The sequence below is a fragment of the Pseudomonas sp. NPDC086278 genome (assembly GCF_050280905.1).
GTDB lineage: Bacteria > Pseudomonadota > Gammaproteobacteria > Pseudomonadales > Pseudomonadaceae > Aquipseudomonas.
This window is the reverse complement of sequence record NZ_JBNNWE010000085.1, coordinates 1-26146: the sequence shown is the minus strand read 5'-3', so window position 1 is coordinate 26146 and position 26146 is coordinate 1. Positions and strand designations below refer to the sequence as shown.

The window sequence follows — 26146 nt, the reverse complement described above, 5'->3', positions numbered from 1 at the left end:
ACGCTGCGGGCGTTGCTCGATCAGGCATTACAGGCGCATCACATTGAATTGCAGGCGATCAAGGCCTTGGCCAGCATCGATCTGAAACGCGATGATCCAGGTTGTTCAGCGCGACCGTGATCGGTTGCGAATCACCGCTGGAGAACACCACGCCGAACAGGAAGTCGTTCCAGATCTGGGTGAACTGCCAGATCAGGCAGACCATGATGATCGGGGTGGACATCGGCAGGATGATCAGACGGAAGATGGTGAAGAAACCCGCGCCATCCAGCCGCGCGGCCTTCACCAGTGCATCAGGAAAACTCACGTAGTAGTTGCGGAAAAACAGCGTGGTGAACGCCAGGCCGTAAACCACGTGCACGAACACCAGGCCCGTGGTGGTGCTTGCCAGGCCCATCTTGCCGAGGGTGAACGAGGCCGGCAGCAGGACGGTCTGGAACGGCAGGAAGCAACCGAACAGCAGCAGGCCGAAGAACAACTGCGACCCACGAAAGCGCCACATCGACAGCACATAGCCGTTCAACGCGCCGATGGCGGTGGAGATCAATACCGCCGGGACGGTGATCTTGATCGAGTTCCAGAAATACCCGTCGACCGTGCCCCAGGCCTTGATCCAGCCAATGCCGCTGACCACGGTCGGCCAGCTCAGCAGGTTGCCGGTGTTGATGTCTTCCGGTGTCTTGAAACTGGTGAGCAGCATGACCACCAGCGGTATCAGGTACAGAAAGACCGCCAGGATCAGCACGGCGTAGATCGCGATGCGACTCAGGCTGATAGAAGGTTTGGCAGCGAAACTAGTCATGGCGCTTGGTCCTCAGCTCGGAGTACAGGTAAGGCACGATGATTGCGAGAATCGCACCGAGCATCAGAATTGCACTGGCCGAGCCCATGCCCATCTGGCCGCGACTGAAGGTGAAGGAATACATGAACATCGCAGGCAGGTCGGAGGAATAACCCGGGCCACCGGCGGTCATTGCTGCCACCAGGTCGAAACTCTTGATCGCGATGTGAGCGAGGATCATCACGGCACTGAAGAACACCGGACGCAGGCTTGGCAACACCACTTTGAGGTAAATGCGCGGCATGCTCGCGCCATCGATCTGGGCGGCACGGATGATCGATTGGTCGACGCCGCGCAAACCGGCGAGGAACATCGCCATGATAAAGCCCGAGGCTTGCCAGACCGCCGCAATCACCAGGCAATACACCACGCGATCCGGGTCGATCAGCCAGTCCAGGCGGAAGCCTTCCCAACCCCAGTCACGCAACAATTTGTCCAGGCCCATGCCCGGGTTGAGCAGCCATTTCCAGGCGGTACCGGTGACGATCATCGAGAGCGCCATCGGGTACAGGTAAATGGTGCGGATAAAACCTTCGCGACGAATGCGCTGGTCAAGAAAGACCGCCAGCAGCACACCGATCACCAGCGTGATGCCGATGAACATGCCGCCGAATACCGCGAGGTTCTTGCTTGCTACCCACCAGCGGTCGTTTTCGAACAGTCGCTGGTACTGCGCCAGACCCGCCCATTTGTAGGTCGGCAGAAAGGTCGAAGTGGTGAACGACAGCACGAACGTCCACAGGATATAGCCATAGAAGCCCACCAGAACGATGAACATGCTCGGCGCGAGTACCAGTTTGGGTAGCCAGCGCTGCAATGCATCGAACGGCGAGGCCTTGCTGAACACAGCAACAGAACTCATGGGGAAATCCAGTACGTAGGAAAAGGGTTACAAGCGCATCCCGTCGTGGGAGTGGGCTTGCTCACGAAAGCGGCGTGTCAGGCAACTCTGCATGAACTGACACGAAGCCTTCGCGAGCAAGCCCGCTCCTACAGGGGCGCGGTGTTAAGCGTTACTTGGCAGACTTGACCGCCGCGCCGAGTTTCTTGGCGGCGTCGGCCGGATCGGCTTTCGGGTCGTTGATGAAGTTGGTGACAACGTCAAAGAACGCGCCCTGTACAGCCAATGTGGTCGCCATGTTGTGCGCCATGCTCGGCTGCAAGCCGCCGGTCTTGGCATCATCCAGGAAGTCCTTGGCCGCTTTCTGGGCGCACTCGTCGAAACCGAGCTTGTCCATTTCGTGGAGCATGTCGTTGCGAACCGGGATCGAGCCTTTGTTGATGCTGAAGACTTTCTGGAAGTTCTCACCCATTACGATCTTGGCGATATCTTGCTGGGCGGCAGCGGTGCCCGCGTCTTTCTGCTTGAACACGGCCAGGGAGTCGATGTTGTAAGTGAATGCCTTGTCGGTGCCCGGGAACGCTACGCACTCGTAGTCCTTGCCGGCGATTTTCTTGGCTGCCGTCCTCACACTCTTGGCCCAGTCACCCATGATCTGCATGCCGGCCTTGCCGTTGATGACCTTGGCCGCTTCCAGGTTCCAGTCCTGGCCCTTGCCGTCGGCGTCCATGTAGGTCGCGACTTTCTTCAGCTCGGTGAGCGACTTGACCATTTCAGGACCGGTCAGGGCAGCGTTGTCCAGGTCGACCAGGGCTTTCTTGTAGCCGTCGGCACCCATGACCGAAAGAACCACCGCTTCGAACACGGTGCTGTCCTGCCAAGGCTGGCCGCCGTGGGCAAGCGCAATGAAACCGGCAGCTTTCAGCTTGTCGCCGGCTGCGTAGAATTCTTCAAGGGTGGTCGGGGCTTTTTCGATGCCGGCTTTCTTGAAGACTTCCGGGTTGATCCACAGCCAGTTGACGCGGTGAATGTTCACCGGCACGGCCACGTAATTACCTTCGTACTTCACGGTATCGGCGACTTTCTTGTCGAGCAGGCTGTCCCACTTCTCCGACTTGGCGACCTCTTTCAAGACCTCGGTGTCGAGCAGGCCGGTGGACGCCCATTCCTGAATGTCCGGACCTTTGATCTGCGCGACGCCTGGCGGGTTACCGGCCACGGCGCGGCTTTTCAGTACGGTCATGGCTGTGGCACCGCCACCGCCGGCGACAGCACCGTCCTTCCAGGTGAAACCGTCTTTTTCGACTTGGGCCTTGAGGACATCGACTGCGGCTTTTTCGCCACCGGACGTCCACCAGTGAACGACTTCTACCGATCCTTTGGAATCGGCGGCAAGCGCACTGAGGGGGAATGCAGAGACAGGAAGCAATGAGGCAAGAGAAATGACAGTCGCGAGGCGAGAAATCGCATTCATCTAGAATTACCTTTCTTGTTGTTATGCATGCAAGTCTGGAGCTTGCGCTGCATGGATTTTAAACAGGAGTCATCCCGTCGCAGGTAACGAAGGGACGCGTGAATGTCACCGCATGGTTACACAGGAACGCCCTGGGACAACCGCCCCAAGGCCGTTGCCATGCTGGGCGCCAGTGGCAGGCGCGGAATCAGCACCGCTTGCCAGGCGTGATACAGATCAGGTTTGCCGCCCCAGATGTCGGCACTCGGACGGTTCTGCGGGTCGAGTTCGTGGTGCCAGCTACCGTCGCAGCGGTCGATGAAATGACTGTCACAGAATTCCCAGAACAGCCGGTACCAGCGCTCGTATTGCTCATCGCCCGTGCGTTTGAGCAAGGCGCTGGCGGCGGCACTGGCTTCGCAATGGGTCCAGTGCAAGCGATGGCGAACCACCGCGCGATTATCCCAGTCGAGGGTGTAGACGATCCCTGGAAGCCCGTCGACGTCCCAGCCGTGACGGCAGTTGTGGTCGAAGAGTTTTTGCGCGTCGGTGGCGAGCCAACCGGGCGTGAGCATCCCGGCCCGCACCCGCGCGGCTTCGAGGTGCAGCAGCAGCCGCGCCCATTCAAAACCGTGGCCCGGCGTGGTGCCGTAAGGCCGGAAACCGTCGGCCGGGTTGTCGTGGTTGTATTCGCGCAGCGGTTGCCAATAGCGGTCGAAGTGCTCGACCACCAGGTAATCGTTGGCGGCGGCGTGACCATGAATCAGCCGCTCGACGATGCGCTGAGCGCGGCACAGCCAGCGGTTGTCACCGGTGACATCGGCCAGTGCGAGGAAGGCTTCGGTGGCGTGCATGTTGCTGTTGGCACCGCGATAACTCTCCTCCTCGCTCCAGTCGCGGTTGAAGGATTCGCGCATAGCGCCCTCCTCCTCGCTCCAGAAATGGCGGTCGATGATTTGGGTCGCATCGTCGAGCAACGCCTGGGCGCCGGGTCGTTGCGCAACCACCGCGGAACTGGCGGCCAGAGCGACGAACGCATGCAGGTACGCAGCCTTGTCGGTGTTGTCATCGCGGTGATGCGCAACTGCAAACCAGCCGCCGTGCTCGGCATCGCGCAACGGCCCGCTGAGCGCTTTGATGCCGTGATCCACCAGCCCGGCAAACCCCGGCAGCCCCTGAATATGCGCCATGGCGAAGCTGTGCGTCATGCGCGCGGTGTTCATGGTTTCGGCGTGGGCATCGGCCGGGAGGCGGCCCTGTTCATCGAGGTTGCCGAAACCTTCAGGCAGCCTCGAAGCCTTGGCGAACGCCAGCAGGCGCAGGCCTTCGGCGGCGAGCCATTGCTGGTGGGCAGGCGCGTTCAGCCAACTGCTGAAGGCCGGTTGAAAGGTGTCCATGGGGTGCCTTTTTTGTTGTTTTGACTGGAGGGCAGTCTAAACAACGGGCGACGCCGGGCTTGTAACGAAGCGGGCGAGTTATGTCACCGGCTTGTGACATTAACCTCAATGCTGCACTGAGTGATGTCTGCACTGAGTGATATCAGTGGAGAGTGGATGCCCGTGGCGAGGGGGCTTGCCCCCGTTGGGGCGCGCAGCGGCCCCGCTTTAACTAAGGGAGCCGCTACGCAACCCAACAGCGACAAGCCCCCCCCTCACCACCGGTCAATCAATCGATCGCGGCAACTGCAACGTCACCCGCAACCCGCCTTCACGCAGATTCTGCAGGCTGACTTCACCGCCATGGCTGTGCGCAATGTTGCGCGCAATCCCCAGCCCCAACCCATAACCCTGCTGCTGCCCGGCCAGCCTGAAGTGCGGCTCGAACACTTGCTCCAACCGCTGCTCCGGCACTCCGGGCCCTTCATCGTCGACGTGAAGGATGAACGCGCTTTCGTCGTCATCGATGTGCAGATGCGCGTTCTGCCCATACTTGAGCGCGTTGTCGATCAGGTTGCCGATGCAGCGCTTAAGCGCCAGCGGTTTGCCCGGATACGCCGCCATGGCCCGCCCGTGCTGGGTCACGCGACCATTGCCATTGGGCGCCACGTACGGTTCCACCAGACATTCGAGCACATGGTTGAGGTCCACCGGCTCGATGTTCTCGTGGATGTCGGTGTCCTTCACGCATTGCAGCGCGCCTTTGACCAGCAACTCCAACTCGTCCAGATCACGGCCGAACTTGGCTTGCAGTGCCTCGTCTTCCAGCAATTCGACCCGCAGCCGCAACCGGGTGATCGGCGTGCGCAGGTCGTGGGAAATCGCACTGAACAATTGACTGCGCTCGGTCAGGTAACGGCTGATGCGCTCACGCATGGCGTTGAACGCACGGCCGACTTCGACCACTTCACTGCCGCCGCCCTCCGGCACCGGCTCGACTTCAGCGCCGAGGGACATGTCCCGCGCCGCCCGGGCCAGGCGTTTGAGCGGACGACTTTGCCAATGCACGAGCAAGCCGATAAACAACAGCAAAAAGCCGCTGGTGAGCACGATGAACCACACCTGCTGCGCCGGCAGCCCTTGCTCTTCAAGACTGGTGTAGGGCTCGGGCAACAGCGACGCGATGTACAACCACTCGCCCGGCGCCATCTGGATTTGCGTGACCAGCACCGGCGGGTTGACCGGCTCCAGCGTCAACGCGTAATGCGCCCACGAGCGTGGCAACTCATCGAGTTTCAAGCCGCTATTGAAAATCCGCAGATCCTCGGGACTGACGAAGGTCACCGAGATATCGGTGTCATGCCCCAGCGAATCGCGCAGCACTTCGTCCACAGCTTTGAGCACCGCCGCTTTACGCGGGGTGATCGGCAACACTTCCATGCCCAAGGGTTTGTCGTTGAGGGTCACCACGAACCGGGTGCCGCCCATGCTGCGCAATTGATCGAGCACCAACGGCCGAAACGCTACGGGCAGCGAGCGAAAGTAACTGACGCTGGCGGTCATCGAATGGGCGAGGCTGCGGGCGCTGGTCACCAGGCCTTCGAGCTGCGTGGCGCGCAGTTGCGACACCCAGATCACGCTGGACAAGGTCTGGGCGAACAACACCGCAAGCAGGGTCAGCAGCAGCATCCGTCCCAACAACGAACGCGGCACCGGCACGCGGGCCGCCAGTTTGCGCAGGAACTCAGTGACCATTGCTGGCAACCACATTGGCTGCCAACTGGTAGCCGCTGCCACGCACGGTACGAATCAGCCGTGGCGGCTTTTCCGTGTCGCGCAGGCGCTGGCGCAAACGGCTGACCGCCATGTCGACGATGCGATCCAGCGGCATCAGATCACGGCCACGGGTCGCGTTGCCGATGGTGTCGCGGTCGAGGATTTGCTGGGGGTGATCGAGAAAAAGCTTGAGCAGCGCAAAGTCGGCGCCCGAGAGAATCACCTCTTCACCGTCGGTGTGAAACAGCCGATGACTGACCATGTCCAGCCGCCAGTCATCGAAGGTCAGCACTTCACCGCCGGAACGTTCCTGACCGAACTGCGCGCGGCGCAACAAGGCTTTGATACGCGCCTGCAATTCACGCGGGCTGAACGGTTTCCCGAGGTAATCGTCGGCGCCCAGCTCCAGGCCGATGACACGGTCGGCCTCGTCGGAACTGGCGGTGAGCATGATGATCGGCACCTGGGCCTGCCGCGGATGCTGACGGACCCAGCGGCAGAGGCTGAAACCGTCTTCGTCGGGCAGCATCACGTCGAGGATCACCAGATCGCTCGGCGCGTCATTCATGGCCTGGCGAAAACCGGCGCCGTCGGGCGTGGTGCGGACCTGAAAACCGGCGCGAGTCAGGTAGGTGTCCAGCAACTCGCGTATCTCTTGATCGTCATCGACCAACAAAATCGACTTGTTGACTGAGCTCACGGGGCGGCGTCCTTGTTGTTTGGATGGGGCGGATTATGCCTTAAGCACGAAAACTACAAACACCACAGATCCCATGTGAGAGCGGGCTTGCTCGCGAAAGCGCTGTATCAGTCGACATCAACGTTGAATGTCAGTCCGCTTTCGCGAGCAAGCCCGCTGCCACATTTTGATTGCAGTTCAAGCCTGGTCGAGTGCCACGCCCGCGCCTACAAGCCCGGAATACGGCGCTGTCACCAGCCACACCGGAATGCCTTTGAAGTAATCGCTCATGCAGCCCTTGTCGGCGAAGCACCGGGCGAAACCGCTTTCGATAAAGAAATCGGCAAACCGTGGAATGACCCCGCCAACGATGTACACGCCACCGCGTCCACCGGTGGTCAGCACGTTGTTGCCGGCCACGCGGCCGAGCCAGCAGCAGAACTGCTCAAGCACTTCCAGCGCAATCGGATCGCCCGCCAGACCGGCAGCCGTAATCGATTCCGGGGTGTCGAGCACAGGCTCATGGCCGTCCACCGCACAAATCGCCCGGTAGACCCGTGGCAAACCGCTGCCGCTCAACGCGGTTTCGGCGCTGACATGGCCAATCTCGCTGAAGATGTGCTGCCACAGTTGCGTTTCACGCGGGCTGCTCAGCGGCAGATCGACGTGCCCGCCCTCGCCCGGCATCGCGGCAAACCGTCCTTCGCCGAGGTCGAGCAAGGTGCCAACGCCCAAGCCTGTGCCCGGACCGATCACCACCGCCGGCCGCAACGGTTCCGGCGTGCCTTCGCAGACCACCCGAAACTCGTCCGGCTGCAGCCGGGTCATGCCCAGCGCCATCGCCGAGAAATCGTTGACCAGCAACAAGTGATCGACCTGCAAGGTCTTGCAGAAACCCGCGCGGCTCAGGCGCCAGTGATTGTTGGTGAATTTGAATTCATCACCGCTCACCGGCCCGGCCACCGACAGGCACACCGAGCCTATCGACCCCAACCCCAGGCCAAGCCCGCTCAGGTAGAGCGCAATGGCTTCTTCCGGGCTGGAATGGTCAGCCGTCGCCAGCACCTGGATCGATTCCAGTTGCTGGTTTTTCCACAACGCGAAACGTGCGTTGGTCCCACCGATGTCACCGACCAAAGCCAGTTTCAATTAAGCGTCTCCAGGGCAGAAGTAAAGGCGCTGGCGCCCTGCTCTGCGGAGCTGAAGGCCATGCGCATGAAACCGAACAGCTCGCGACCGCTGCCAATGTTATTGCCCAACAGGCCCTTGGCAGGTTCGCGCGCAGCAAATTCCTCGGCGTCCACCTTAAGCTCCAGGGTGCCTTTGACGCCATCGACGCGGATGATATCGCCCTCTTGCACCCGCGCCAAAGCGCCGCCGACAAAAGCTTCGGGGCTGACGTGAATGGCCGCCGGGATTTTGCCCGAAGCGCCAGACATGCGTCCGTCCGTCACCAGTGCCACTTTGAAGCCGCGATCCTGCAACACGCCGAGGAACGGCGTCATTTTGTGCAGTTCCGGCATGCCGTTGGAGCGCGGGCCCTGGAAGCGCATGACCGCGACAAAATCCTTCTCCAGCAGACCGGCCTTGAACGCATCGGCCAGATCCTGTTGATCCTGGAACACCATCGCCGGTGCTTCGACGATCTGGTTTTCCAGAGCCACGGCGGAGACTTTCATCACACCGCGACCGAGGTTGCCCTCCATCACGCGCAAGCCGCCCTCAGCCGAGAACGCACGCGCGACCGGGCGCAGGATGGTTTCGTCGAGGCTTTCGATCGGGCCTTCGCGCCAGACCAGCTCGCCGTTATCGAGGAACGGTTCCACGGTGTAGCGGCTCAGGCCATGGCCGAGCACGGTGTTGACGTTTTCGTGGAGCAGCCCGGCTTCCAGCAGTTCGCGGATCAGGAACGACATGCCGCCCGCCGCCTGGAAGTGGTTGATGTCGGCTTTGCCGTTCGGGTAGACGTGGCTCAGGGTCGGGACGACTTCAGAGAGGTCGGCCATGTCCTGCCAGGTCAATTGAATGCCCGCGGCCATCGCGATGGCCGGCATGTGCAGCGTATGGTTGGTCGAGCCGCCGGTGGCGTGCAAAGCGACGATGGAGTTGACCAGCGAACGCTCGTCGACGATTTCGCCGATCGGCATGAAGTCGCCGTTCTGCTTGGTCAAGCGCGTCACTTGATGCGCCGCTTCGCGGGTCAGGGCATCGCGCAACGGCGTGTTCGGGTTGACGAAAGACGCGCCAGGCAAGTGCAGGCCCATGACTTCCATCAGCAACTGGTTAGTGTTGGCGGTGCCATAAAAGGTGCAGGTGCCGGGGCTGTGGTAGGAATTCATTTCCGATTCCAGCAGCTCTTCGCGGCTGGCCTTGCCTTCGGCGTAGCGCTGGCGCACATCGGCTTTCTGCTTGTTGGAAATGCCCGACACCATCGGCCCGCCCGGCACGAAGATCGTCGGCAGATGACCGAAACGCAACGCGCCCATCATCAGCCCCGGCACGATCTTGTCGCAGATGCCGAGCATCAGCGCGCCGTCGAACATGTTGTGGGAAAGCGCAACAGCGGTGGACAGCGCGATCACTTCGCGGCTGGGCAGGCTCAGTTCCATGCCCGGCTCGCCTTGGGTCACGCCATCGCACATCGCCGGGGTGCCGCCAGCGAACTGGCCGACCGAGCCAATCTCGCGCAGGGCTTTTTTGATTTGTTCAGGAAAGACTTCGTACGGCTGATGCGCCGAGAGCATGTCGTTATATGACGAAACAATGGCGATGTTGGCGGAGTTCATCATCCGCAGGCTGTGCTTGTCTTCGGTGCCGCAACCGGCCACGCCGTGGGCGAAGTTGGCGCATTGCAGCTTGCCGCGCATCGGACCGTCGCTGGCAGCTCCGCGAATGAGCGCAAGGTAAGCCTCACGGGTTGCACGGCTGCGGGCGATAAGCCGTTCGGTGACCTCAAGGACGCGGGGATGCATGTGTAGAACTCCAGGCTAACGGATGTGGCGACCTGATTGTCTATGCTGAACAAGCACCGTTGTGATTGGGATGACAGACGGTTTTCTTGATCATTCGGACCAGTTGATTCAGGTCACTCGTTGTAGATTGAACAAAATATTGCCATTAAAAAGGCTTGTTTTCTATTTTTATGCGAATAATCTTGTAATTCCAACAACAAAACGACGGCGGCCCAGTTAAATGACTCTTCGAATTGCAATTAATGGTTTTGGCCGAATTGGCCGCAACGTCCTTCGCGCACTGTATACCCAAGGTTATCGTCAGGACCTGCAGATCGTCGCCATCAACGATCTGGGCGACAGCTCGATCAACGCTCATCTGCTCAAGTACGACACCGTTCACGGCACGTTCGACGCCGATGTCCAGCACGACAACGAAAGCCTGACCGTCAATGGCGACCGAATCGCCGTCAGCGCGATTCGCAACCCGGCCGAGCTGCCCTGGGCCGCGGAAAAGATTGATGTCGTGTTCGAATGCACCGGTTTGTTCACTGACCGGGCCAAGGCCGCCGCCCATATTACGGCCGGCGCGCGCAAAGTGATCATTTCGGCCCCGGCCAAAGGCGCCGACGCCACCGTGGTGTACGGGGTGAACCACGACATTCTGCGCCAGTCGCACCAGATCATTTCCAACGCGTCGTGCACCACCAACTGCCTGGCGCCGGTGGCTCAGGTGCTGCACCGCGAACTGGGGATCGAAAGCGGTTTGATGACCACGATTCACGCCTACACCAACGACCAGAACCTGACCGACGTCTACCACACCGACCCGTACCGCGCCCGTTCCGCCACCCAGAACATGATCCCGAGCAAGACCGGCGCCGCTGAAGCGGTCGGCCTGGTGCTGCCGGAACTGGCGGGCAAACTGACCGGCATGGCGGTGCGTGTGCCGGTCATCAATGTGTCGCTGGTGGACTTGACCGTGCAACTCAAGCGCGAAGCGTCGGCCGATGAAGTCAATGCGCTGCTCAAAGAAGCCAGCCAGCACTCGAAGATTCTCGGCTACAACACGCTGCCGCTGGTCTCCAGCGACTTCAATCACAACCCGCTGTCGTCGATCTTCGACGCCAACCACACCAAGGCCAGCGGCAAGCTGTTGAAAGTACTGGCCTGGTACGACAACGAATGGGGCTTCTCCAACCGCATGCTCGATAACTGCCTGGCGCTGTGTAACGCCGAGTAAACCGAGCCCCACCGGAGATCCCCTGTGGAAATTCCTGGTGGGAGCGGGCTTGCTCGCGAAAGCGGTATATCAGCCAACATCCACATTGATTGACACACGCGTTCGCGAGCAAGCCCGCTCCCACAAGTTTTGCGGCGTATTACAAAACGCGGACAAATCAAGACTTGACCAGTCGAGCGGATGATAAGCATTATCATTCGCTCGAAATGGATCAGGTCTTCCCTTCCCGTGAGTCAAGCTCGCTTCAATCACGTCTTCATCGCCCAGCGGGTTTCCCTGCTGCGCACGTTGGAGCGGATGGTCAACAATCACAGCACCGCCGAAGACCTCTTGCAGGAGACCTACCTGCGCGTGACCCGGGCACTCAGCGAGCGGGCCATCGATCACCTTGAACCGTTTGTGTTCCAGACCGCCCGCAACCTGGCCCTGGACCATTTGCGTGCGCGCCGTATTCAGTCCCGGACGATGCTCGACGACGTGCCGCTGGAGGTGGTGGAAAGCATCGCCGCCCCGGCCAGCAGCGCCGAGGACGCCGCCCATGCCGAACAATTGCTGGAGCGTTTGAACGTGAGCCTCAGTGAACTCAGCCACCGTCAGCAGCAGATTTTCATCCTCAGCCGCCTGCACGGCCACAGCTATCTAGAGATCGCCCGCAAGCTCGACGTGTCGTTGAGTACCGTGCAGAAGGAACTGAAGCTGATCATGGCGATCTGCATCGGTGTTGCCGAGCGGTTAAACGGCGACTGATCCTGTAGGGCTTTTCTGTAAGAGCCTGGATCGACTGCGCAGTCCTCCGGGCTTTGCTACCCTTGCCCACTTTCAAGCTTCATTCAAAAAACAGCCGTGCACAGACACTGCCGAGGAAACACCGTGACGGACACCCACCGCTCCTCTGCGCCCTCCCCGGCGCAGGACCCCGCCAGCGCGATGGACCAGGCCCTGGACTGGCTGATCGTGCTGGGCAACCCGAGCGAGGAACAGACCCGGCAATTTCATGAGTGGCTGGCCGCCGCCCCGCTGCATGCCGAGGCGTTCGCCAAGGCACAGGCGATCTGGGACGGCCCGCTGCTTGTGCAGTGTGCGCAACAATTGGCGGCACAGCCGCCCAAAGTCACCGTGCTGTCGCGCCTGCGTCCGCACTGGAAACCCCTGGCCACCGCGGCGGTGTTGCTGCTCGGTTTGTTCAGCTTCAGCAACCTGCCGATGCGCCTCCAGGCCGATCACTTGACGGTGGTTGGCGAGCGTCAGCGCCTGCAACTGGAAGACGGCTCCAACGTGCTGCTCAACACCAATTCGGCATTCTCCAGCACCATCAACGATCAACAGCGCGTGGCCCGCCTGTATCAGGGCGAGGCTTTTTTCGAAGTGCCAGCCAATCGTGGCCAGCCATTGGAAATCGATGCCGGCCCGGTCAAGGCCAGCGTGCGCGATACCGCGTTTGCCGTGCGTTACCTGGATGGCGTGGCGCAGGTTCAGGTGCAACGCGGTGATGTCGACTTGCGCGCGACCCGTGATGATGCCCGGATTCGACTGTCGGCCGGCGAGAGCATCCGCATCGGCCCCAACGGTTTTGACCGCCCGGCCAAACTCGACGCCGCCACGGACCTGGCCTGGGTGCAAGGGCGGCTGGTGTTCGAAAACTGCCCGCTGAGCCAGGTGCTGACGGAACTGCGTCGCTACTACCCGGGCTGGATCATCAACACCAACGAGCAATTGGCCGACGTCGCCATCACCGGCAATTACCGCCTCGACCAGCCGCTGGACGTGGTTCGTTCCCTCGCGCACATCACCTCCGCGCGACTGCAGGAATTCCCCGCGCTGGTGATCTTGAACTAAATGAGAATTATTTTTACTCGATAGCTGAAGCTCGTTCGTCTCGTTATAGCCAATGCAATTGATTCGCATCTCGACATGCCAATCAGCACCTATAAAGATTCGTGCGACACGGAGCGCTATCGATGTCCTCTCGCCTTACCCGCCAGTCCTCTTCACCTTCACGCGTGCTGTCGCTGCTGACGGCCGCCATCCTGATGGCCGGCAGCGCGCCGCTCATGGCCGCGACCGCCACCGGCCAGCCGACCCGCAACATGGGCGACTACTCGTTCGCCATTGCGCCGCAGTCGCTGGTCTCGGCACTCAATGCCTTTACCGCCGTCACCGGCTGGCAGGTCGGCTTGCCGGCCGAACTGGCGGATGGCGTGGCCTCGCCGGGCGCGCGCGGTTCATTGCCACCCGAGAAAGCCCTAGATCACTTGTTGGTGGGGACCAACCTGAGCTATCGCAAACTCGGCAGCAACAACATCGTGCTGGAAAAGCGCAGCAACAGTAACGCGCTCAACCTCGATCAAGTAACCATCAGCGCCACCCGCAACGAACAGAGCGTCAACAGCGTGCCAGCCACCGTCACCGTGCAGACGCGTGAAGACCTGGACCGCAACAACGTCAACAACATCAAGGATCTGGTGCGCTACGAGCCGGGTGTCTCGGTCGGCGGTGCCGGCCAGCGCGCCGGCCTCACGGGCTACAACATTCGCGGCATCGACGGCGACCGCGTCCTGACCCAGGTCGACGGCGTGCAAGTGCCCGACAGTTTCTTCAACGGCCCCTACGCCCAGACCAACCGTAACTACGTCGACCCGGAAATCGTCAAACGCGTCGAGATCCTGCGCGGTCCGGCCTCGGTGCTGTACGGCAGCAATGCCATCGGCGGCGCGGTCAGTTACTACACGCTCGACCCGGACGACATCATCAAACCGGGCAAGGACGTCGGCGCACGCCTGAAAACCGGTTACAGCTCGGCCGACGACAGCTGGCTGACCTCCGGCACCGTGGCCGGGCGCACCGGCGACTTCGACGGCTTGCTGCACCTGAGCCAACGCAATGGCCATGAAACCGAGTCCTACGGCGAAACCGGCGGCATCGGCCTCAACCGTACCGAGGCCAACCCCGAGGACGTGCGCACCACCAACGTGCTGGCCAAACTCGGCTGGAACTACGCCGACGACGCGCGCTTCGGCCTGACCTACGAGCACTACAAGGACGATACCGACACCAATCAACTGAGCGCGGTGGGCGGTCCATTCAACGCCGGTCGCGGTTTTGGTTTCTATAAATCCCGCACCGGCAACGACACGATCACCCGCGAACGCTTCGGCCTGGAGCACAGCTTCGCTCTGGACAGCGTGCTGGCCGACAACATCAAGTGGTCGTTGAACTACCAGATCGCCAAGGCCGACCAGAGCACCGAAGAAATCTACGCGCCGTCGCGCACCGTGCTGCGCGAGCGCAATACCACCTACAAGGATCGCCAATGGGTGTTCGACGCCCAGGCTGACAAGGCGTTTGCCATCGCCGACACCGATCATCTCGTGACCTATGGCACCACCATCAAACAGGACAAAGTCACCGGCCTGCGTACCGGCAGCGGCGCCTGCCTGACCGTGGCCGGCGCCTGTCGGGTGATCGGTGCGCCGAGCGCCGCCGACACCCTCAAACCGGCCAGCGATTTTCCGGACCCGACCATCAACAGCTACAGCCTGTTCGCCCAGGATCAGATCAGCTGGGGCAACTGGACCTTCCTGCCCGGCGCACGCTACGACTACACCGAACTCAAGCCGCACATCACCGACGAGTTCCTCGCCACTGCCGACCAGAGCGGCAACGGCGTGGTCAGCGACAAGACCAAGACCTGGCATCGTCTGTCGCCAAAACTGGGCACCACTTACAGCTTCAACGACAACTACACCTGGTACGGCCAGTACGCCGAAGGCTTCCGCACGCCGACCGCCAAGGCGCTGTACGGTCGCTTTGAAAACCTCGCGGGCGGCTATCAGGTCGCGCCGAATCCGGACCTGGAGCCGGAAAAGAGCAAAAGCTATGAAACCGGCCTGCGCGGTCAGTTCGAGGCCGGTACATTCGACCTGGCGGTGTTCTACAACAAATACCGCGACTTCATCGACGAAAACGCCATTACGCCCGGCTACACCGAGACCACGTTCCAGAGCAACAACATCGCCCACGCCACCATCAAAGGCGTGGAGCTCAAAGGTCATCTGAACCTGGACAGCTTCGGCGCCCCGAGCGGTCTCTACACCCAAGGCTCGCTGGCCTATCTGTATGGCCGTAACGATGACAGCGGTCAGCCGCTGAACAGCATCAACCCGCTGACCGGCGTGTTCGGCCTCGGTTACGACCAGGACAACTACGGCGCGCTGTTGAGCTGGACACTGGTCAAGCGCAAGGACCGCGTCGACAGCACCAGCTTCAAGACCCCTGACGGCACCAGCACTCAATTCAAGACGCCGGGTTATGGCGTGCTCGACCTCGCCGGTTTCTACAAGGTGACCGACGACCTGACCGTCAACGCGGGCCTGTACAACCTGACCGACAAGAAATACTGGCAGTGGGACGACGTACGCGGCTACGACAGCGTCGGCGAAGCCTCGGTGACGCAACCGGCCAACCTTGATCGCCTGACTCAACCGGGCCGCAACTTCGCGATCAATCTGGTGTGGGACATCTGACCACGGCCACTTCACTGCGCGGCGTTTATAAAAGCTGCGCAGTGAGTTTTTTTACTGTCACGCGCCTGCTTGTTCGTCTCGTTACCAGGCGCCTATTTTTCTCAAGGACTTCTCATGACCACTCCGGACACTGCACAACGCCCTGCTCTGCGTTCGCAACGCTTGAACCAGATCACCAACGAACCGCACACCAAACTCGATGCGTTGGTCAAAGCCCACGCACCGTTTGAAACCCAGGCCAGTTTCGCCCGCTTCGTGGTGGCGCAGTACTTGTTCCAGTCAGAGCTGGTGTCGCTGTACAACGATGCCGAATTGACGGCGATTGTTCCGGACCTGCCGGCTCGTTGCCGGGCGGACGCGGCCAAGGCTGACCTGGCCGACCTGGACACGGAGTTGCCGGCACCGGTGGCCGGCGCGGTGAAGAACCCAACCAAAGCCGCAGCCCTGGGCTGGCTGTTCGTCTCCGAAGGTTCGAAGCTTGGCGCGGCATTCCTGATCAAGCGTGCTATCGGTCTGGGCCTGAGCGAAACCTTCGGTGCCCGCCATCTTGGCGAGCCGGCCGGTGGTCGTGCTGAAGGCTGGAAACGCTTTATCAAAACCCTCGACGCTCTTGAGTTCAACGCACAGGAAGAGGCCGAAATCGAGCAAGCCGCCGTCGACGCGTTCAACCGCTTCACCGTGCTGCTGGAACAGGCCTACACCCCGGAACTCGCCTGAAAAAACACATCCCCCCCTGTGGGAGCGAGCTTGCTCGCGATAGCGGCCTGACATCCACCATTTGTGCTGAATGACACACCGCTTTCGCGAGCAAGCCCGCTCCCACAGGGAACTGGGTTAGTCTCTGGCCCCTGATAAAGCCTCAATTGCTATTCGTGAGCCCCATGCCTCACCCCGCCGCCTCAAAAACCGCCCGGATCCTCTTTGGCCTGCTGGCCTATGTCAGCCTGGGCATCGGTCTGATCGCGATTGTGATTCCGGGCCTGCCCACCACCGAGTTCATCCTCCTCGCCGCCTGGGCCGCGACCAGAAGTTCGCCGCGCCTGAGTGCCTGGCTGGAAAACCACCGACTGTTCGGGCCAATCCTCAACAATTGGCGCAACGGCAAGATCATCGCCCGCCGGGCCAAGGTCGGCGCCACCGTCAGCATGCTGTTGTGCGCCGGTCTGATGCTGGCGATGCTCGATCACGGCTGGCCGATTTACCTGGCGATTGCCGGCATGAGTCTGGGCAATCTGTGGATCTGGTCGCGGCCGGAATCTATGCCGCAAATCTCCTGAATTCCAGCCCATTTCAGGGCATTTACCTGCGCAAACGTTTAAATGCTACCGCTCGTCGGCATGCTACTCATGCAACCCTTCCCGGCCGCCGATGTGCATTGAATGGCGCTAAATGGATTTGGCGAACTGGGTCGATGCCGACTCACCGCCAACATTTCATCCATTTGCGAGTTCGCCCTATGTTCGACTCACTTTCAATCCGTCTGAAAATTGTCCTGCTGTCCGGCCTGTGCCTGCTGGGCGTGGTCGCGTTGATCGTCAGCTTGAACTTCTACGAAACCAATCAGAACGATGAAACGGTCAGCGCCTCCAGCCGCAAAATGCTCACCGACAGCGTGCAGGATCTGCTGCAGTCCAAAGCAGCCGAGCAAGCGGTGCGATTGCAGAAGACCTTCGGCGAAAACCTGCTGGTGGTGACCGCCCTCGCCGATCAGATCAAAGACCTGCGCACCATGGCCGCCAAGCGTTCGCTGGAGGCCGGCGCCGTGCGGGAAGAGTTGAACCAGAGCCTGAAAACCGCGTTCGAGCGCAACAGCAAAGTGCTGGGGATCTGGCTGGCATTCGAGCCCAATGGCCTGGACGGCAAAGACAGTGAGTTCGCCAACGACGCTGCACGCCAATCCAACGAAATCGGACGCTTCGCCAGTTACTGGAGCCGAGCCGGCGGCCAGAGCCTGAACACGATCATGGTCGAAGACGACATGACCAAGACCACCCAGAACATTAACGGCACCCCTTACAACATCTGGTACACCTGCCCTCGCGACACCAAACGCCCGTGCTTACTGGACCCGTATTCCGACACCGTCGGCGGCAAGGAAATGCTGATGACCACCATTTCCGTACCGCTGGTGGTGGACGGAAAATCCATCGGCGTGGTCGGCGTGGATCTCGCCCTCGACGCACTGCAAGCCGCCGCCGTCGACTCCCAGCGCAACCTGTTCGAAAGCGCCGGCCACATGCTGATCGTGTCCGGCAGCGGTGTGCTGGCCGGGTACAGCACCGACGCAACCAAGGTGGGTAAAAGCATCGGCGACACCCTGGGCGCGGACGGCAAGGAAATCCTGCAACTGCTCAGCGGCGGTGCGCCGAAGATCCTCGAACAGGGCGACCTGATTCGCGCCGTTTACCCGGTCAGCCCGATCAGCGATTCGAAAGCCTGGGGCGTGGCGCTCGACCTGCCAAAAAACGTGCTGCTGGCAGACTCGGTGAAACTGCAAGCGGTGCTCGATGACGCCCAGCAAACCGGCACGATCCAGGCCGTGCTGGTCGCGGTGGTGGCCGGGCTCATCGGCCTGTTGCTGATCTGGTTGACCGCGTCCGGCGTGACCCGGCCGATCAACAGCGTGGCTGAGATGCTCAAGGCCATTGCCAGTGGCGACGGCGATCTGACGCAACGTCTGCACTACAGCAAGAAAGACGAACTCGGCGAACTGGTGAGCTGGTTCAACCGCTTCCTCGACAAGCTGCAACCGACCATCGCGCAAATCAAACAAAGCATCACTGACGCCCGTGGCACCGCCGACCAGTCTTCGGAAATCGCCCGCCAGACCAGCGAAGGCATGCAGGTGCAGTTCCGCGAAATCGATCAGGTGGCCACCGCGTCCAACGAAATGAGCGCCACCGCCCACGACGTCGCCAACAGCGCTTCGAACGCGGCCAACGCGGCCAAGGGCGCTGATCAGTCGGCGCGCGATGGCATGTCGATCATCGAGCGCAGCACCCGCGACATCAATCTACTGGCCGATGAAGTCAGCAAAGCGGTGACCGAAGTCGAGGCGCTGGCGGTCAACAGCGAGCAGATCGGCTCGGTGCTGGAGGTGATCCGCAGCATTGCCGAACAAACCAACCTGCTGGCGCTCAATGCCGCCATCGAAGCGGCGCGCGCCGGCGAAAGCGGTCGCGGGTTTGCGGTGGTCGCTGACGAAGTGCGCAACCTGGCCAAGCGCACGCAGGATTCGGTGGAAGAAATTCGCCTGGTCATCGAGCGCATTCAGTCCGGCACTCGTGGTGTGGTCGCGACCATGCATTCGAGTCAGAGCCAGGCCCACAACAACGCCGGGCAAATTCAGCAAGCGGTGCAGGCCTTGAGCAAAATCAGCGACGCGGTCACGGTGATCAGCGACATGAACCTGCAAATCGCCAGCGCCGCCGAACAGCAAAGCGCCGTGGCCGAAGAGGTCAACCGCAACGTCTCGGCGATCCGCACCGTCACCGAAACCCTGACCGGCCAGGCCACCGAATCGGCGCAGATCAGCAGCCAGCTCAACACCCTGACCAACCACCAGATGAAATTGATGGATCAGTTCCGGGTTTGAAGACCATCGCCGATTCCCTACAGCAGCTGAGCTGAGCTGAGCTGAGCTGGGCTGGGCTTGGGCTGGGCTGGGCTGGGCTGGGCTGGGCTGTGCTGTGCTGAGCTGAGCTGGGCTGAGTTGGGCTGAGTTGGGCTGGTGTGGCGAGGGGGCTTGCCCCCGTTCGGCTGCGCAGCAGTCGTATCACCTGAGAATGCGGTGTTCCGGAAGAGTGATGGGAGTGCTTCGCACTCCAACGGGGGCAAGCCCCCTCGCCACGAAGCCCCACAGGAGATTTCATCCGGTCAGGCAATTGTTTGATCTATGCTCAGGCCCTCGTTCCGGAGGGCCTTCGATGACTGGTTTACTCACGTCCATTCAAGTCGCACTCGGCTTGCCGCACACGCCGATTCCTTCGACGTCGAGCGGCGCCCTGCCCTCGGCGTTTGCCGTGACCGACCTGGCCTGCGCCAGCATTGCCGCCGCCGGGCAGGCCGTCAGTGAACTCCTCCAGCGACACACCGGACGTTTGCCTGCGCTGGAAGTCGATCGACGCCTCGCCTCGTTCTGGTTTGCAACCTCCATTCGCCCCACGGGCTGGAGCCTGCCGCCGTTGTGGGACCCGATTGCCGGTGACTACGCGACGAAGGACGGCTGGATTCGCCTGCACACCAACGCCCCGCATCACCGCACGGCCGCCGAACGCGTGCTCGGGGCGTGTGCCGACCGTGCCGCGATGGCGAACCAGGTTGCGCAATGGGCGAAAACCGATCTGGAGCAGGCCGTGGTCGAGGCCGGTGGCTGCGCCGCGGAAATGCGCAGTTGGGCGCAATGGCAGGTCCATCCCCAAGGTCTGGCAGTGAACGCCGAGCCGTTGATCCAGTTCAGTACCGACAGCCATCAAACCCCGAAACCGTGGCCGGGCTCGGTCGCGCGACCACTGGCCGGGATCAAGGTGCTGGACCTCACGCGCGTCCTCGCCGGTCCTGTCGCCAGCCGTTTTCTCGCCGGCCTCGGCGCCGATGTATTGCGCATCGACCCACCGACCTGGAACGAACCGGGCGTGGTTCCGGAAGTTACCTTGGGCAAACGCTGTGCGCGCCTCGACCTGCACGACAAGGCCGATCGCCTCGTCTTTGAAAGCCTGCTCAAGGACGCCGACATCTTGCTGCACGGCTACCGCGCCGATGCCCTGGCGCGCTTGGGTTACGGCGTTGCCGAGCGGCAAAAACTGGCACCGGGCCTGATAGATGTCTGCCTTAACGCCTACGGCTGGAGCGGTCCTTGGCAACATCGTCGCGGGTTCGACAGCCTGGTGCAGATGAGCAGCGGGATTGCCGAGGCCGGCATGCAATGCCAGCAAGCGGACAAGCCGATACCGCTGCCGGTGCAGGCGCTGGATCATGCGACCGGGTATTTGATGGCGGCTGCGGCGATCACGCTGTTGGCGCGTGGCGGCTCGGCCAGATTGTCGTTGGCGCGCACCGCGAAGTTGCTGATTGAACATGGCGCCGGGACCGATGAGGCGCTGCGCGCCGAGGATGAAAGCGATCAAGGGCTGTTGATTGAGCAGACGCCGTGGGGCGCGGCGCATCGGCTGCAAGTCCCGCTGAAAATCACCGGGACACCGTTGCAGTGGGCGCTGCCCGCCTGCGAATTGGGTTCCCATCGCGCGCAGTGGTGGTGATTGCAAAACCGCCTTCGCGAGCAAGCCCGCTCCCACCGGTGTTGTGATCGACACAGACTCAATGTGGGAGCGGGCTTGCTCGCGAAAGGGCCATGACCCTCAACACACCTCTCGGATCAGTCCTCAGTCCGACCACCTCACAACGACAGCAATCCGCTGTACAACCCATACGCCGCGAGCCCGGCGCCGGTGATGAGGCCGGTGAAAATGCCCTTCTCGACATGCGTGAACAACGGCTCGCCCTGCTCATGCTTGGCCTTGGCAAACAGAATCACCCCAGGCGCATACAACAACGCCGACAGCAGCAGGTACTTCACCCCGCCGGCGTACAACAACCACACCGCATAACTTAACGCGATGACGCCGATCAGCAGGTCTTTGCCGCGCTCGGCCGAGGCGTGCTCGTAGGTTTCGCCACGCCCGCTCAAGAGCACCGCGTACGCTGCCGACCACAGATACGGCACCAGAATCATCGACGACGCGAGGTAGATCAGGCTGGTGTAAGTGCCCGCCGAAAACAGCGTGATCAGCAGGAAAATCTGAATCATCACGTTGGTCAGCCACAGCGCGTTGACCGGCACATGGTTGGCGTTTTCCTTGGTCAGGAACGCCGGCATGGTCTTGTCCTTGGCCGTGGCGAAAAGGATTTCGGCGCAGAGCAGTGCCCACGACAGCAACGCGCCGATCAGCGAAATCGCCAGGCCAATGCTGATCAGCAGCGCGCCCCATGGCCCGACGATGTGCTCCAGCACCCCCGCCAGTGAAGGGTTTTGCAAACCGGCCAGCTCCGGCTGGCTCATGATCCCCAGCGACAACACATTGACCAGCACCAACAGCGCCAGCACCCCGAGAAAACCGATGACGGTGGCGCGACCGACGTCCGCACGTTTCTGCGCCCGCGCCGAATACACACTGGCGCCTTCGATGCCGATAAACACGAATACCGTCACCAGCATCATGCTGCGCACCTGATCCATCACCCCGCCGAAGTTCGGGTTGCTGCGGCCCCAAATGTCGCGCGTGAAGATATCGGCCTTGAACGCCACGGCGGCGATCACGATGAACATGATCAGCGGCACGACCTTGGCCACGGTAGTCACCTGATTGATGAACGCCGCCTCCTTGATCCCGCGCATCACCAGAAAATGCACGGCCCACAACAGCACTGAGGCGCAGCCGATGGCGATCGGCGTGTTGCCTTGGCCAAACACCGGAAAAAAATAACCGAGGGTGCTGAACAGCAACACGAAATACCCGACGTTGCCCAGCCACGCACTGATCCAGTAACCCCACGCGGACGAGAACCCCATGTAGTCGCCAAAACCGGCCTTGGCGTAGGCGTACACCCCGGAATCCAGTTCGGGTTTGCGATTGGCCAGGGTCTGGAACACGAAGGCCAGGGCCAGCATGCCCACGGCGGTGATCGCCCAGCCGATCAATATCGCCCCGGCATCCGCCCGTGCGGCCATGTTTTGCGGCAGGGAAAAAATCCCGCCGCCAATCATCGACCCCACCACCAGCGCGATCAGCGCACTCAGGCGAAGCTTTTGCGTCGGTTGCGACATTCCGGCGTCTCCATGTTCTGAACTGCACCTGGGGCAGGGGCATGTGGTGGCGAGACAAAAACCGTCACAGAGTTGGTTTTAACTCAATAGATGCAGCGTAATAACGTTTATTTGAGAACGCCAACTTATGCCGGTTATTTATAGCCGATCAATCTATAAGCTTCAGCACAAACAGCAATTTCTGTGAAACAACCCCTGGATTCAATTATTTAAAAAACAAATCGCAAAAATTTGCGTAAAACTGAAAACCAACTAGCTTAAAAACTCCATGCAATACCTGTTATTCCCGTTTGACCTGACCAAGGCCTCTGGAAAGGGCTTTTCCGGCAATACCGTTATGCCCGGGAAAGATTCACAAGTCTTTCATTAACAATGGAATGTGCCCATGCACTGATCTATGTCAGCTGATTGAACGACGAACAGAATTAATCTGTTCTCTCTCTTCTCCTGCATTGGAGTCATGCAATGTCTGAATCCCCCGGAAAACTGAAACTTGGCGCCCTGGTGGCGCTGGTAGTCGGCTCGATGATTGGTGGCGGGATCTTCTCTTTGCCGCAGAACATGGCCGCCAGCGCCGACGTCGGCGCGGTGCTGATCGGTTGGGCGATCACCGCGGTCGGCATGCTGACCCTCGCGTTCGTGTTTCAAACGTTAGCCAACCGCAAGCCTGACCTGGATGGCGGTGTCTACGCCTACGCCAAAGCCGGTTTCGGCGACTACATGGGTTTCTCGTCCGCGTGGGGTTACTGGATCAGCGCCTGGCTGGGCAACGTCGGGTATTTCGTGTTGCTGTTCAGCACCCTCGGTTACTTCTTTCCGATTTTCGGTGAAGGCAACACCGTGGCGGCGGTGATCGGTGCTTCGGTGCTGTTGTGGGCGGTGCACTTCCTCGTGTTACGCGGGATCAAGGAAGCGGCGTTCATCAACCTGGTGACCACGGTCGCCAAGGTCGTGCCCCTGCTGCTGTTCGTCTTGATCGCGGTGTTCGCCTTCAAACTGGACATCTTCACTGCCGACATCTGGGGCGTGAAAAACCCGGACCTGGGCAGCGTGATGAACCAGGTGCGCAACATGATGCTGGTCACCGTGTGGGTGTTCATCGGCATCGAAGGCGCGAGCATCTTCTCGGCCCGCGCGGAAAAACGCAGCGACGTCGGCAAAGCCACCGTGATCGGTTTCATCACCGTGTTGCTGTTTCTGGTGCTGGTGAACGTGTTGTCGCTGGGCATCATGACCCAACCGGAACTGGCCAAATTGCAGAACCCGTCGATGGCGGCCGTGCTGGAGCACGTGGTCGGTCATTGGGGCGCGGTGCTGATCAGCGTCGGCCTGATCATCTCGCTGCTCGGCGCTCTGCTGTCGTGGGTGCTGCTGTGTGCCGAGATCATGTTCGCCGCCGCCAAGGACCACACCATGCCGGCGTTCCTGCGCAAGGAAAACGCCAACCACGTGCCGGTCAACGCTTTGTGGCTGACCAACGCAATGGTGCAGCTGTTCCTGATCATCACGTTGTTTTCGGCCAGCACTTACCTGTCGCTGATCTACCTCGCCACCTCGATGATTCTGGTGCCGTATTTGTGGTCGGCGGCGTACGCGCTGCTGCTGGCGGTGCGCGGCGAGAGTTATGAAAACGCCTTGGCCGAGCGCAAGAAGGATTTGTTTATCGGCGGCGTCGCGGTGATCTACGCGCTCTGGCTGCTGTATGCCGGCGGCATCAAATACTTGCTGCTGTCCGCCCTGCTGTATGCGCCCGGCGCGATCCTGTTCGCCAAGGCCAAGCTTGAAGTCAACAAACCGGTTTTCACCAACGTCGAGAAGCTGATTTTCGCCGCAGTCGTCGTGGGCGCCCTGGTGGCGGCTTACGGGCTGTATGACGGCTTCCTGACTCTGTAACACCCGACTTATTTGTCATCTGGAGGATCACTGCAATGACCACGGAAAAAGTTAAGTACGGCGTACATTCCGAAGCCGGCAAACTGCGCAAAGTCATGGTTTGCTCTCCCGGCCTGGCCCATCAGCGGCTGACCCCGAACAACTGCGACGAACTGCTGTTCGACGATGTGCTGTGGGTCGCCCAGGCCAAGCGCGACCACTTCGATTTCGTCACCAAGATGCGCGAACGCAACATCGACGTGCTGGAAATGCACAACCTGCTGACCGACATCGTCGCGATCCCCGAAGCTCTCGACTGGATTCTGCAACGCAAGGTCACCGCCAATTCAGTCGGCCTGGGGCTGATTAATGAAACCAGTTCGTGGCTGCGCAGCCTGGAGCCGCGCCACATTGCCGAATTCCTGATTGGCGGCGTCTCCGCCGAAGACCTGCCGGACAGTTTCGGTGGCAAGACCATTCAGATGTTCCGCGACTTCCTCGGCCACTCCAGCTTCATTCTGCCGCCGCTGCCGAACACCCAGTTCACCCGCGACACCACCTGCTGGATCTACGGTGGCGTGACGCTGAACCCGATGTACTGGCCGGCGCGTCGCCAGGAAACCTTGCTGGCCACCGCCATCTACAAATTCCACCCGCAGTTCACCAACGCCGACTTCGAAATCTGGTACGGCGACCCGGACCTGGAACACGGCAGCTCCACCCTTGAAGGCGGCGACGTCATGCCGATCGGCAACGGCGTGGTGTTGATCGGCATGGGCGAGCGTTCGTCGCGCCAGGCCATCGGCCAACTGGCGCTGAACCTGTTCAAGAACAACGCCGTTGAACGGGTGATCGTCGCCGGCCTGCCCAAATCCCGCGCGGCGATGCACCTGGACACCGTGTTCAGCTTCTGCGACCGCGACCTGGTGACGATCTTCCCGGAAGTGGTGAACCAGATCGTCGCCTTCACCCTGCGCCCGGACGACAGCAAGCAAGGTGGCATCGACATCCGCCGCGAAGAAACCAGTTTCCTCGACACCGTGGCCCAAGCCCTCAACCTCAAACAATTGCGCGTGGTGGAAACCGGCGGCAACAGCTTCGCCGCCGAACGCGAGCAGTGGGACGACGGCAACAACGTGGTGGCGCTGGAGCCGGGCGTGGTGATCGGTTACGACCGCAACACCTACACCAACACCTTGCTGCGCAAGGCTGGCGTGGAAGTCATCACCATCAGCGCCGGTGAACTCGGCCGCGGCCGTGGCGGCGGCCACTGCATGACCTGCCCGATCATTCGTGACCCGATCGACTATTAATTTGCCCACCTCGGCCTGCGCTGCCTGCTAAACCAAGGCATCCCAGGCCCTGGGGATAACCGACACCAAAGGAGATCCAATCATGGCTTTCAACATGCGCAACCGTAGCCTGCTCTCGCTGATGCACCACACCACTCGCGAGCTCAACTACCTGATCGACCTTTCCCGCGACCTCAAACGCGCCAAGTACACCGGCACCGAGCGTCCACACCTGAAAGGCAAAAACATCGCGCTGATCTTTGAAAAAACCTCGACCCGCACCCGCTGCGCCTTCGAAGTCGCGGCCCACGACCAGGGCGCCCACGTCACCTACATCGACCCGGTGTCGTCGCAGATCGGTCACAAGGAAAGCATGAAAGACACCGCCCGCGTACTGGGGCGGATGTTCGACAGGTTCAGCGACTGGCTCGGCAACCGGCTCAATCACAGCGGAAGCTTCAACAACAGGCTGTGCT

The 26146-nt window shown here is 61.0% G+C and carries 18 protein-coding genes and 4 pseudogenes; 13 read left to right on the top strand and 9 right to left on the bottom strand.

Annotated features, from left to right (window positions below):
• Positions 1-102 (top strand): annotated as a pseudogene (locus ACQKP4_RS22335) (cobalamin biosynthesis protein); the annotation flags it as partial.
• Here the strand turns inward: ACQKP4_RS22335 and ACQKP4_RS22330 are convergent.
• From ACQKP4_RS22330 to edd, 8 genes and pseudogenes are all read right to left on the bottom strand, one after another.
• Positions 98-802: pseudogene (locus ACQKP4_RS22330) on the bottom strand (carbohydrate ABC transporter permease); the annotation flags it as partial. The pseudogenes ACQKP4_RS22335 and ACQKP4_RS22330 overlap by 5 nt on opposite strands.
• Positions 795-1703, bottom strand: coding sequence for a carbohydrate ABC transporter permease (locus tag ACQKP4_RS22325; RefSeq protein ID WP_427635767.1), 909 nt, complete (start codon positions 1701-1703; stop codon positions 795-797). The pseudogene ACQKP4_RS22330 and the gene ACQKP4_RS22325, both read right to left, overlap by 8 nt.
• Before the next feature lie 151 nt (positions 1704-1854).
• Positions 1855-3156, bottom strand: coding sequence for an ABC transporter substrate-binding protein (locus ACQKP4_RS22320; protein WP_427635766.1), 1302 nt, complete (start codon positions 3154-3156; stop codon positions 1855-1857).
• A 116-nt stretch (positions 3157-3272) separates the two neighbouring features.
• On the bottom strand, positions 3273-4532 hold the full coding sequence (locus ACQKP4_RS22315; RefSeq protein WP_427635765.1) for an AGE family epimerase/isomerase: 1260 nt from the start codon (positions 4530-4532) through the stop codon (positions 3273-3275).
• Between the two features lie 264 nt (positions 4533-4796).
• On the bottom strand, positions 4797-6266 hold the full coding sequence (locus tag ACQKP4_RS22310; RefSeq protein WP_427635764.1) for an ATP-binding protein: 1470 nt from the start codon (positions 6264-6266) through the stop codon (positions 4797-4799).
• A complete protein-coding gene (locus ACQKP4_RS22305) occupies positions 6256-6987 on the bottom strand; it encodes a response regulator (protein WP_427635763.1) in 732 nt (243 codons plus the stop codon). The genes ACQKP4_RS22310 and ACQKP4_RS22305 overlap by 11 nt, the downstream gene beginning before the upstream one ends.
• 177 nt (positions 6988-7164) lie before the next feature.
• Positions 7165-8115: a glucokinase gene (locus ACQKP4_RS22300; protein ID WP_427635762.1), complete on the bottom strand. Its 951-nt coding sequence runs from the start codon at positions 8113-8115 to the stop codon at positions 7165-7167.
• On the bottom strand, positions 8112-9938 hold the full coding sequence (edd, locus tag ACQKP4_RS22295; protein WP_427635761.1) for a phosphogluconate dehydratase: 1827 nt from the start codon (positions 9936-9938) through the stop codon (positions 8112-8114). Before edd ends, ACQKP4_RS22300 begins: the two co-directional genes overlap by 4 nt.
• A 220-nt stretch (positions 9939-10158) precedes the next feature.
• Here edd and gap point away from each other — a divergent pair, with 220 nt between their 5' ends.
• The 9 genes and pseudogenes from gap to ACQKP4_RS22250 all read left to right on the top strand — a co-directional run bounded on the left by gap (position 10159) and on the right by ACQKP4_RS22250 (position 20941).
• Positions 10159-11160 carry a type I glyceraldehyde-3-phosphate dehydrogenase gene (gene gap, locus ACQKP4_RS22290; RefSeq protein WP_427635760.1) on the top strand — a complete coding sequence of 334 codons (1002 nt, stop codon included), beginning with the start codon at positions 10159-10161 and terminating at the stop codon, positions 11158-11160.
• Between the two features lie 228 nt (positions 11161-11388).
• On the top strand, positions 11389-11907 hold the full coding sequence (locus ACQKP4_RS22285; protein ID WP_427635759.1) for an RNA polymerase sigma factor: 519 nt from the start codon (positions 11389-11391) through the stop codon (positions 11905-11907).
• A 123-nt stretch (positions 11908-12030) separates the two neighbouring features.
• Entirely contained in the window at positions 12031-12996 is a 966-nt protein-coding gene (locus ACQKP4_RS22280; RefSeq protein ID WP_427635758.1) for a FecR family protein, read from the top strand.
• A 122-nt stretch (positions 12997-13118) separates the two neighbouring features.
• The gene (locus tag ACQKP4_RS22275; RefSeq protein WP_427635757.1) at positions 13119-15683 is read left to right on the top strand and encodes a TonB-dependent receptor; all 2565 of its coding nucleotides are present in this window, start codon (positions 13119-13121) and stop codon (positions 15681-15683) included.
• Between the two features lie 114 nt (positions 15684-15797).
• Complete coding sequence (locus ACQKP4_RS22270) at positions 15798-16400, top strand: biliverdin-producing heme oxygenase (RefSeq protein ID WP_427635756.1); 603 nt, start codon at positions 15798-15800, stop codon at positions 16398-16400.
• Positions 16401-16564: 164 nt separating this feature from the next.
• Positions 16565-16960, top strand: coding sequence for a YbaN family protein (locus tag ACQKP4_RS22265; RefSeq protein ID WP_427635755.1), 396 nt, complete (start codon positions 16565-16567; stop codon positions 16958-16960).
• Positions 16961-17094: 134 nt separating this feature from the next.
• Positions 17095-18372, top strand: a pseudogene (locus ACQKP4_RS22260) (cache domain-containing protein); the annotation flags it as partial.
• A 150-nt stretch (positions 18373-18522) separates the two neighbouring features.
• Positions 18523-19278: a methyl-accepting chemotaxis protein gene (locus tag ACQKP4_RS22255; RefSeq protein ID WP_427635768.1), complete on the top strand. Its 756-nt coding sequence runs from the start codon at positions 18523-18525 to the stop codon at positions 19276-19278.
• Between the two features lie 331 nt (positions 19279-19609).
• Positions 19610-20941 (top strand): CoA transferase, encoded by a 1332-nt coding sequence (locus ACQKP4_RS22250; RefSeq protein ID WP_427635754.1) that lies wholly within the window; start codon positions 19610-19612, stop codon positions 20939-20941.
• Positions 20942-21078: 137 nt separating this feature from the next.
• Here ACQKP4_RS22250 and arcD (ACQKP4_RS22245) read toward each other — a convergent pair whose 3' ends face one another.
• Positions 21079-22506 (bottom strand): arginine-ornithine antiporter, encoded by a 1428-nt coding sequence (gene arcD / locus ACQKP4_RS22245; protein WP_427635753.1) that lies wholly within the window; start codon positions 22504-22506, stop codon positions 21079-21081.
• A 465-nt stretch (positions 22507-22971) separates the two neighbouring features.
• Between arcD (ACQKP4_RS22245) and arcD (ACQKP4_RS22240) the strand changes: the two genes are divergently transcribed.
• The 3 genes and pseudogenes from arcD (ACQKP4_RS22240) to ACQKP4_RS22230 all read left to right on the top strand — a co-directional run.
• Positions 22972-24399, top strand: a complete 1428-nt coding sequence (gene arcD, locus ACQKP4_RS22240; protein WP_427635752.1) for an arginine-ornithine antiporter — start codon at positions 22972-22974, stop codon at positions 24397-24399.
• A gap of 35 nt (positions 24400-24434) precedes the next feature.
• A complete protein-coding gene (gene arcA / locus ACQKP4_RS22235; RefSeq protein ID WP_427635751.1) occupies positions 24435-25691 on the top strand; it encodes an arginine deiminase in 1257 nt (418 codons plus the stop codon).
• Between the two features lie 82 nt (positions 25692-25773).
• Positions 25774-26146 (top strand): annotated as a pseudogene (locus ACQKP4_RS22230) (hypothetical protein); the annotation flags it as partial.

Bases quoted from the DNA above. Each gene is read 5' to 3' on its own strand.
- ACQKP4_RS22320 (WP_427635766.1), bottom strand. From the start codon at position 3,156: ATGAATGCGATTTCTCGCCTCGCGACTGTCATTTCTCTTGCCTCATTG.
- ACQKP4_RS22270 (WP_427635756.1), top strand. From the start codon at position 15,798: ATGACCACTCCGGACACTGCACAACGCCCTGCTCTGCGTTCGCAACGC.
- ACQKP4_RS22265 (WP_427635755.1), top strand. From the start codon at position 16,565: ATGCCTCACCCCGCCGCCTCAAAAACCGCCCGGATCCTCTTTGGCCTG.
- ACQKP4_RS22315 (WP_427635765.1), bottom strand. From the start codon at position 4,532: ATGGACACCTTTCAACCGGCCTTCAGCAGTTGGCTGAACGCGCCTGCC.
- ACQKP4_RS22250 (WP_427635754.1), top strand. From the start codon at position 19,610: ATGACTGGTTTACTCACGTCCATTCAAGTCGCACTCGGCTTGCCGCAC.
- arcD (WP_427635752.1), top strand. From the start codon at position 22,972: ATGTCTGAATCCCCCGGAAAACTGAAACTTGGCGCCCTGGTGGCGCTG.
- ACQKP4_RS22310 (WP_427635764.1), bottom strand. From the start codon at position 6,266: ATGGTCACTGAGTTCCTGCGCAAACTGGCGGCCCGCGTGCCGGTGCCG.
- ACQKP4_RS22275 (WP_427635757.1), top strand. From the start codon at position 13,119: ATGTCCTCTCGCCTTACCCGCCAGTCCTCTTCACCTTCACGCGTGCTG.
- gap (WP_427635760.1), top strand. From the start codon at position 10,159: ATGACTCTTCGAATTGCAATTAATGGTTTTGGCCGAATTGGCCGCAAC.
- ACQKP4_RS22255 (WP_427635768.1), top strand. From the start codon at position 18,523: ATGCAGGTGCAGTTCCGCGAAATCGATCAGGTGGCCACCGCGTCCAAC.
- arcD (WP_427635753.1), bottom strand. From the start codon at position 22,506: ATGTCGCAACCGACGCAAAAGCTTCGCCTGAGTGCGCTGATCGCGCTG.
- edd (WP_427635761.1), bottom strand. From the start codon at position 9,938: ATGCATCCCCGCGTCCTTGAGGTCACCGAACGGCTTATCGCCCGCAGC.
- arcA (WP_427635751.1), top strand. From the start codon at position 24,435: ATGACCACGGAAAAAGTTAAGTACGGCGTACATTCCGAAGCCGGCAAA.
- ACQKP4_RS22325 (WP_427635767.1), bottom strand. From the start codon at position 1,703: ATGAGTTCTGTTGCTGTGTTCAGCAAGGCCTCGCCGTTCGATGCATTG.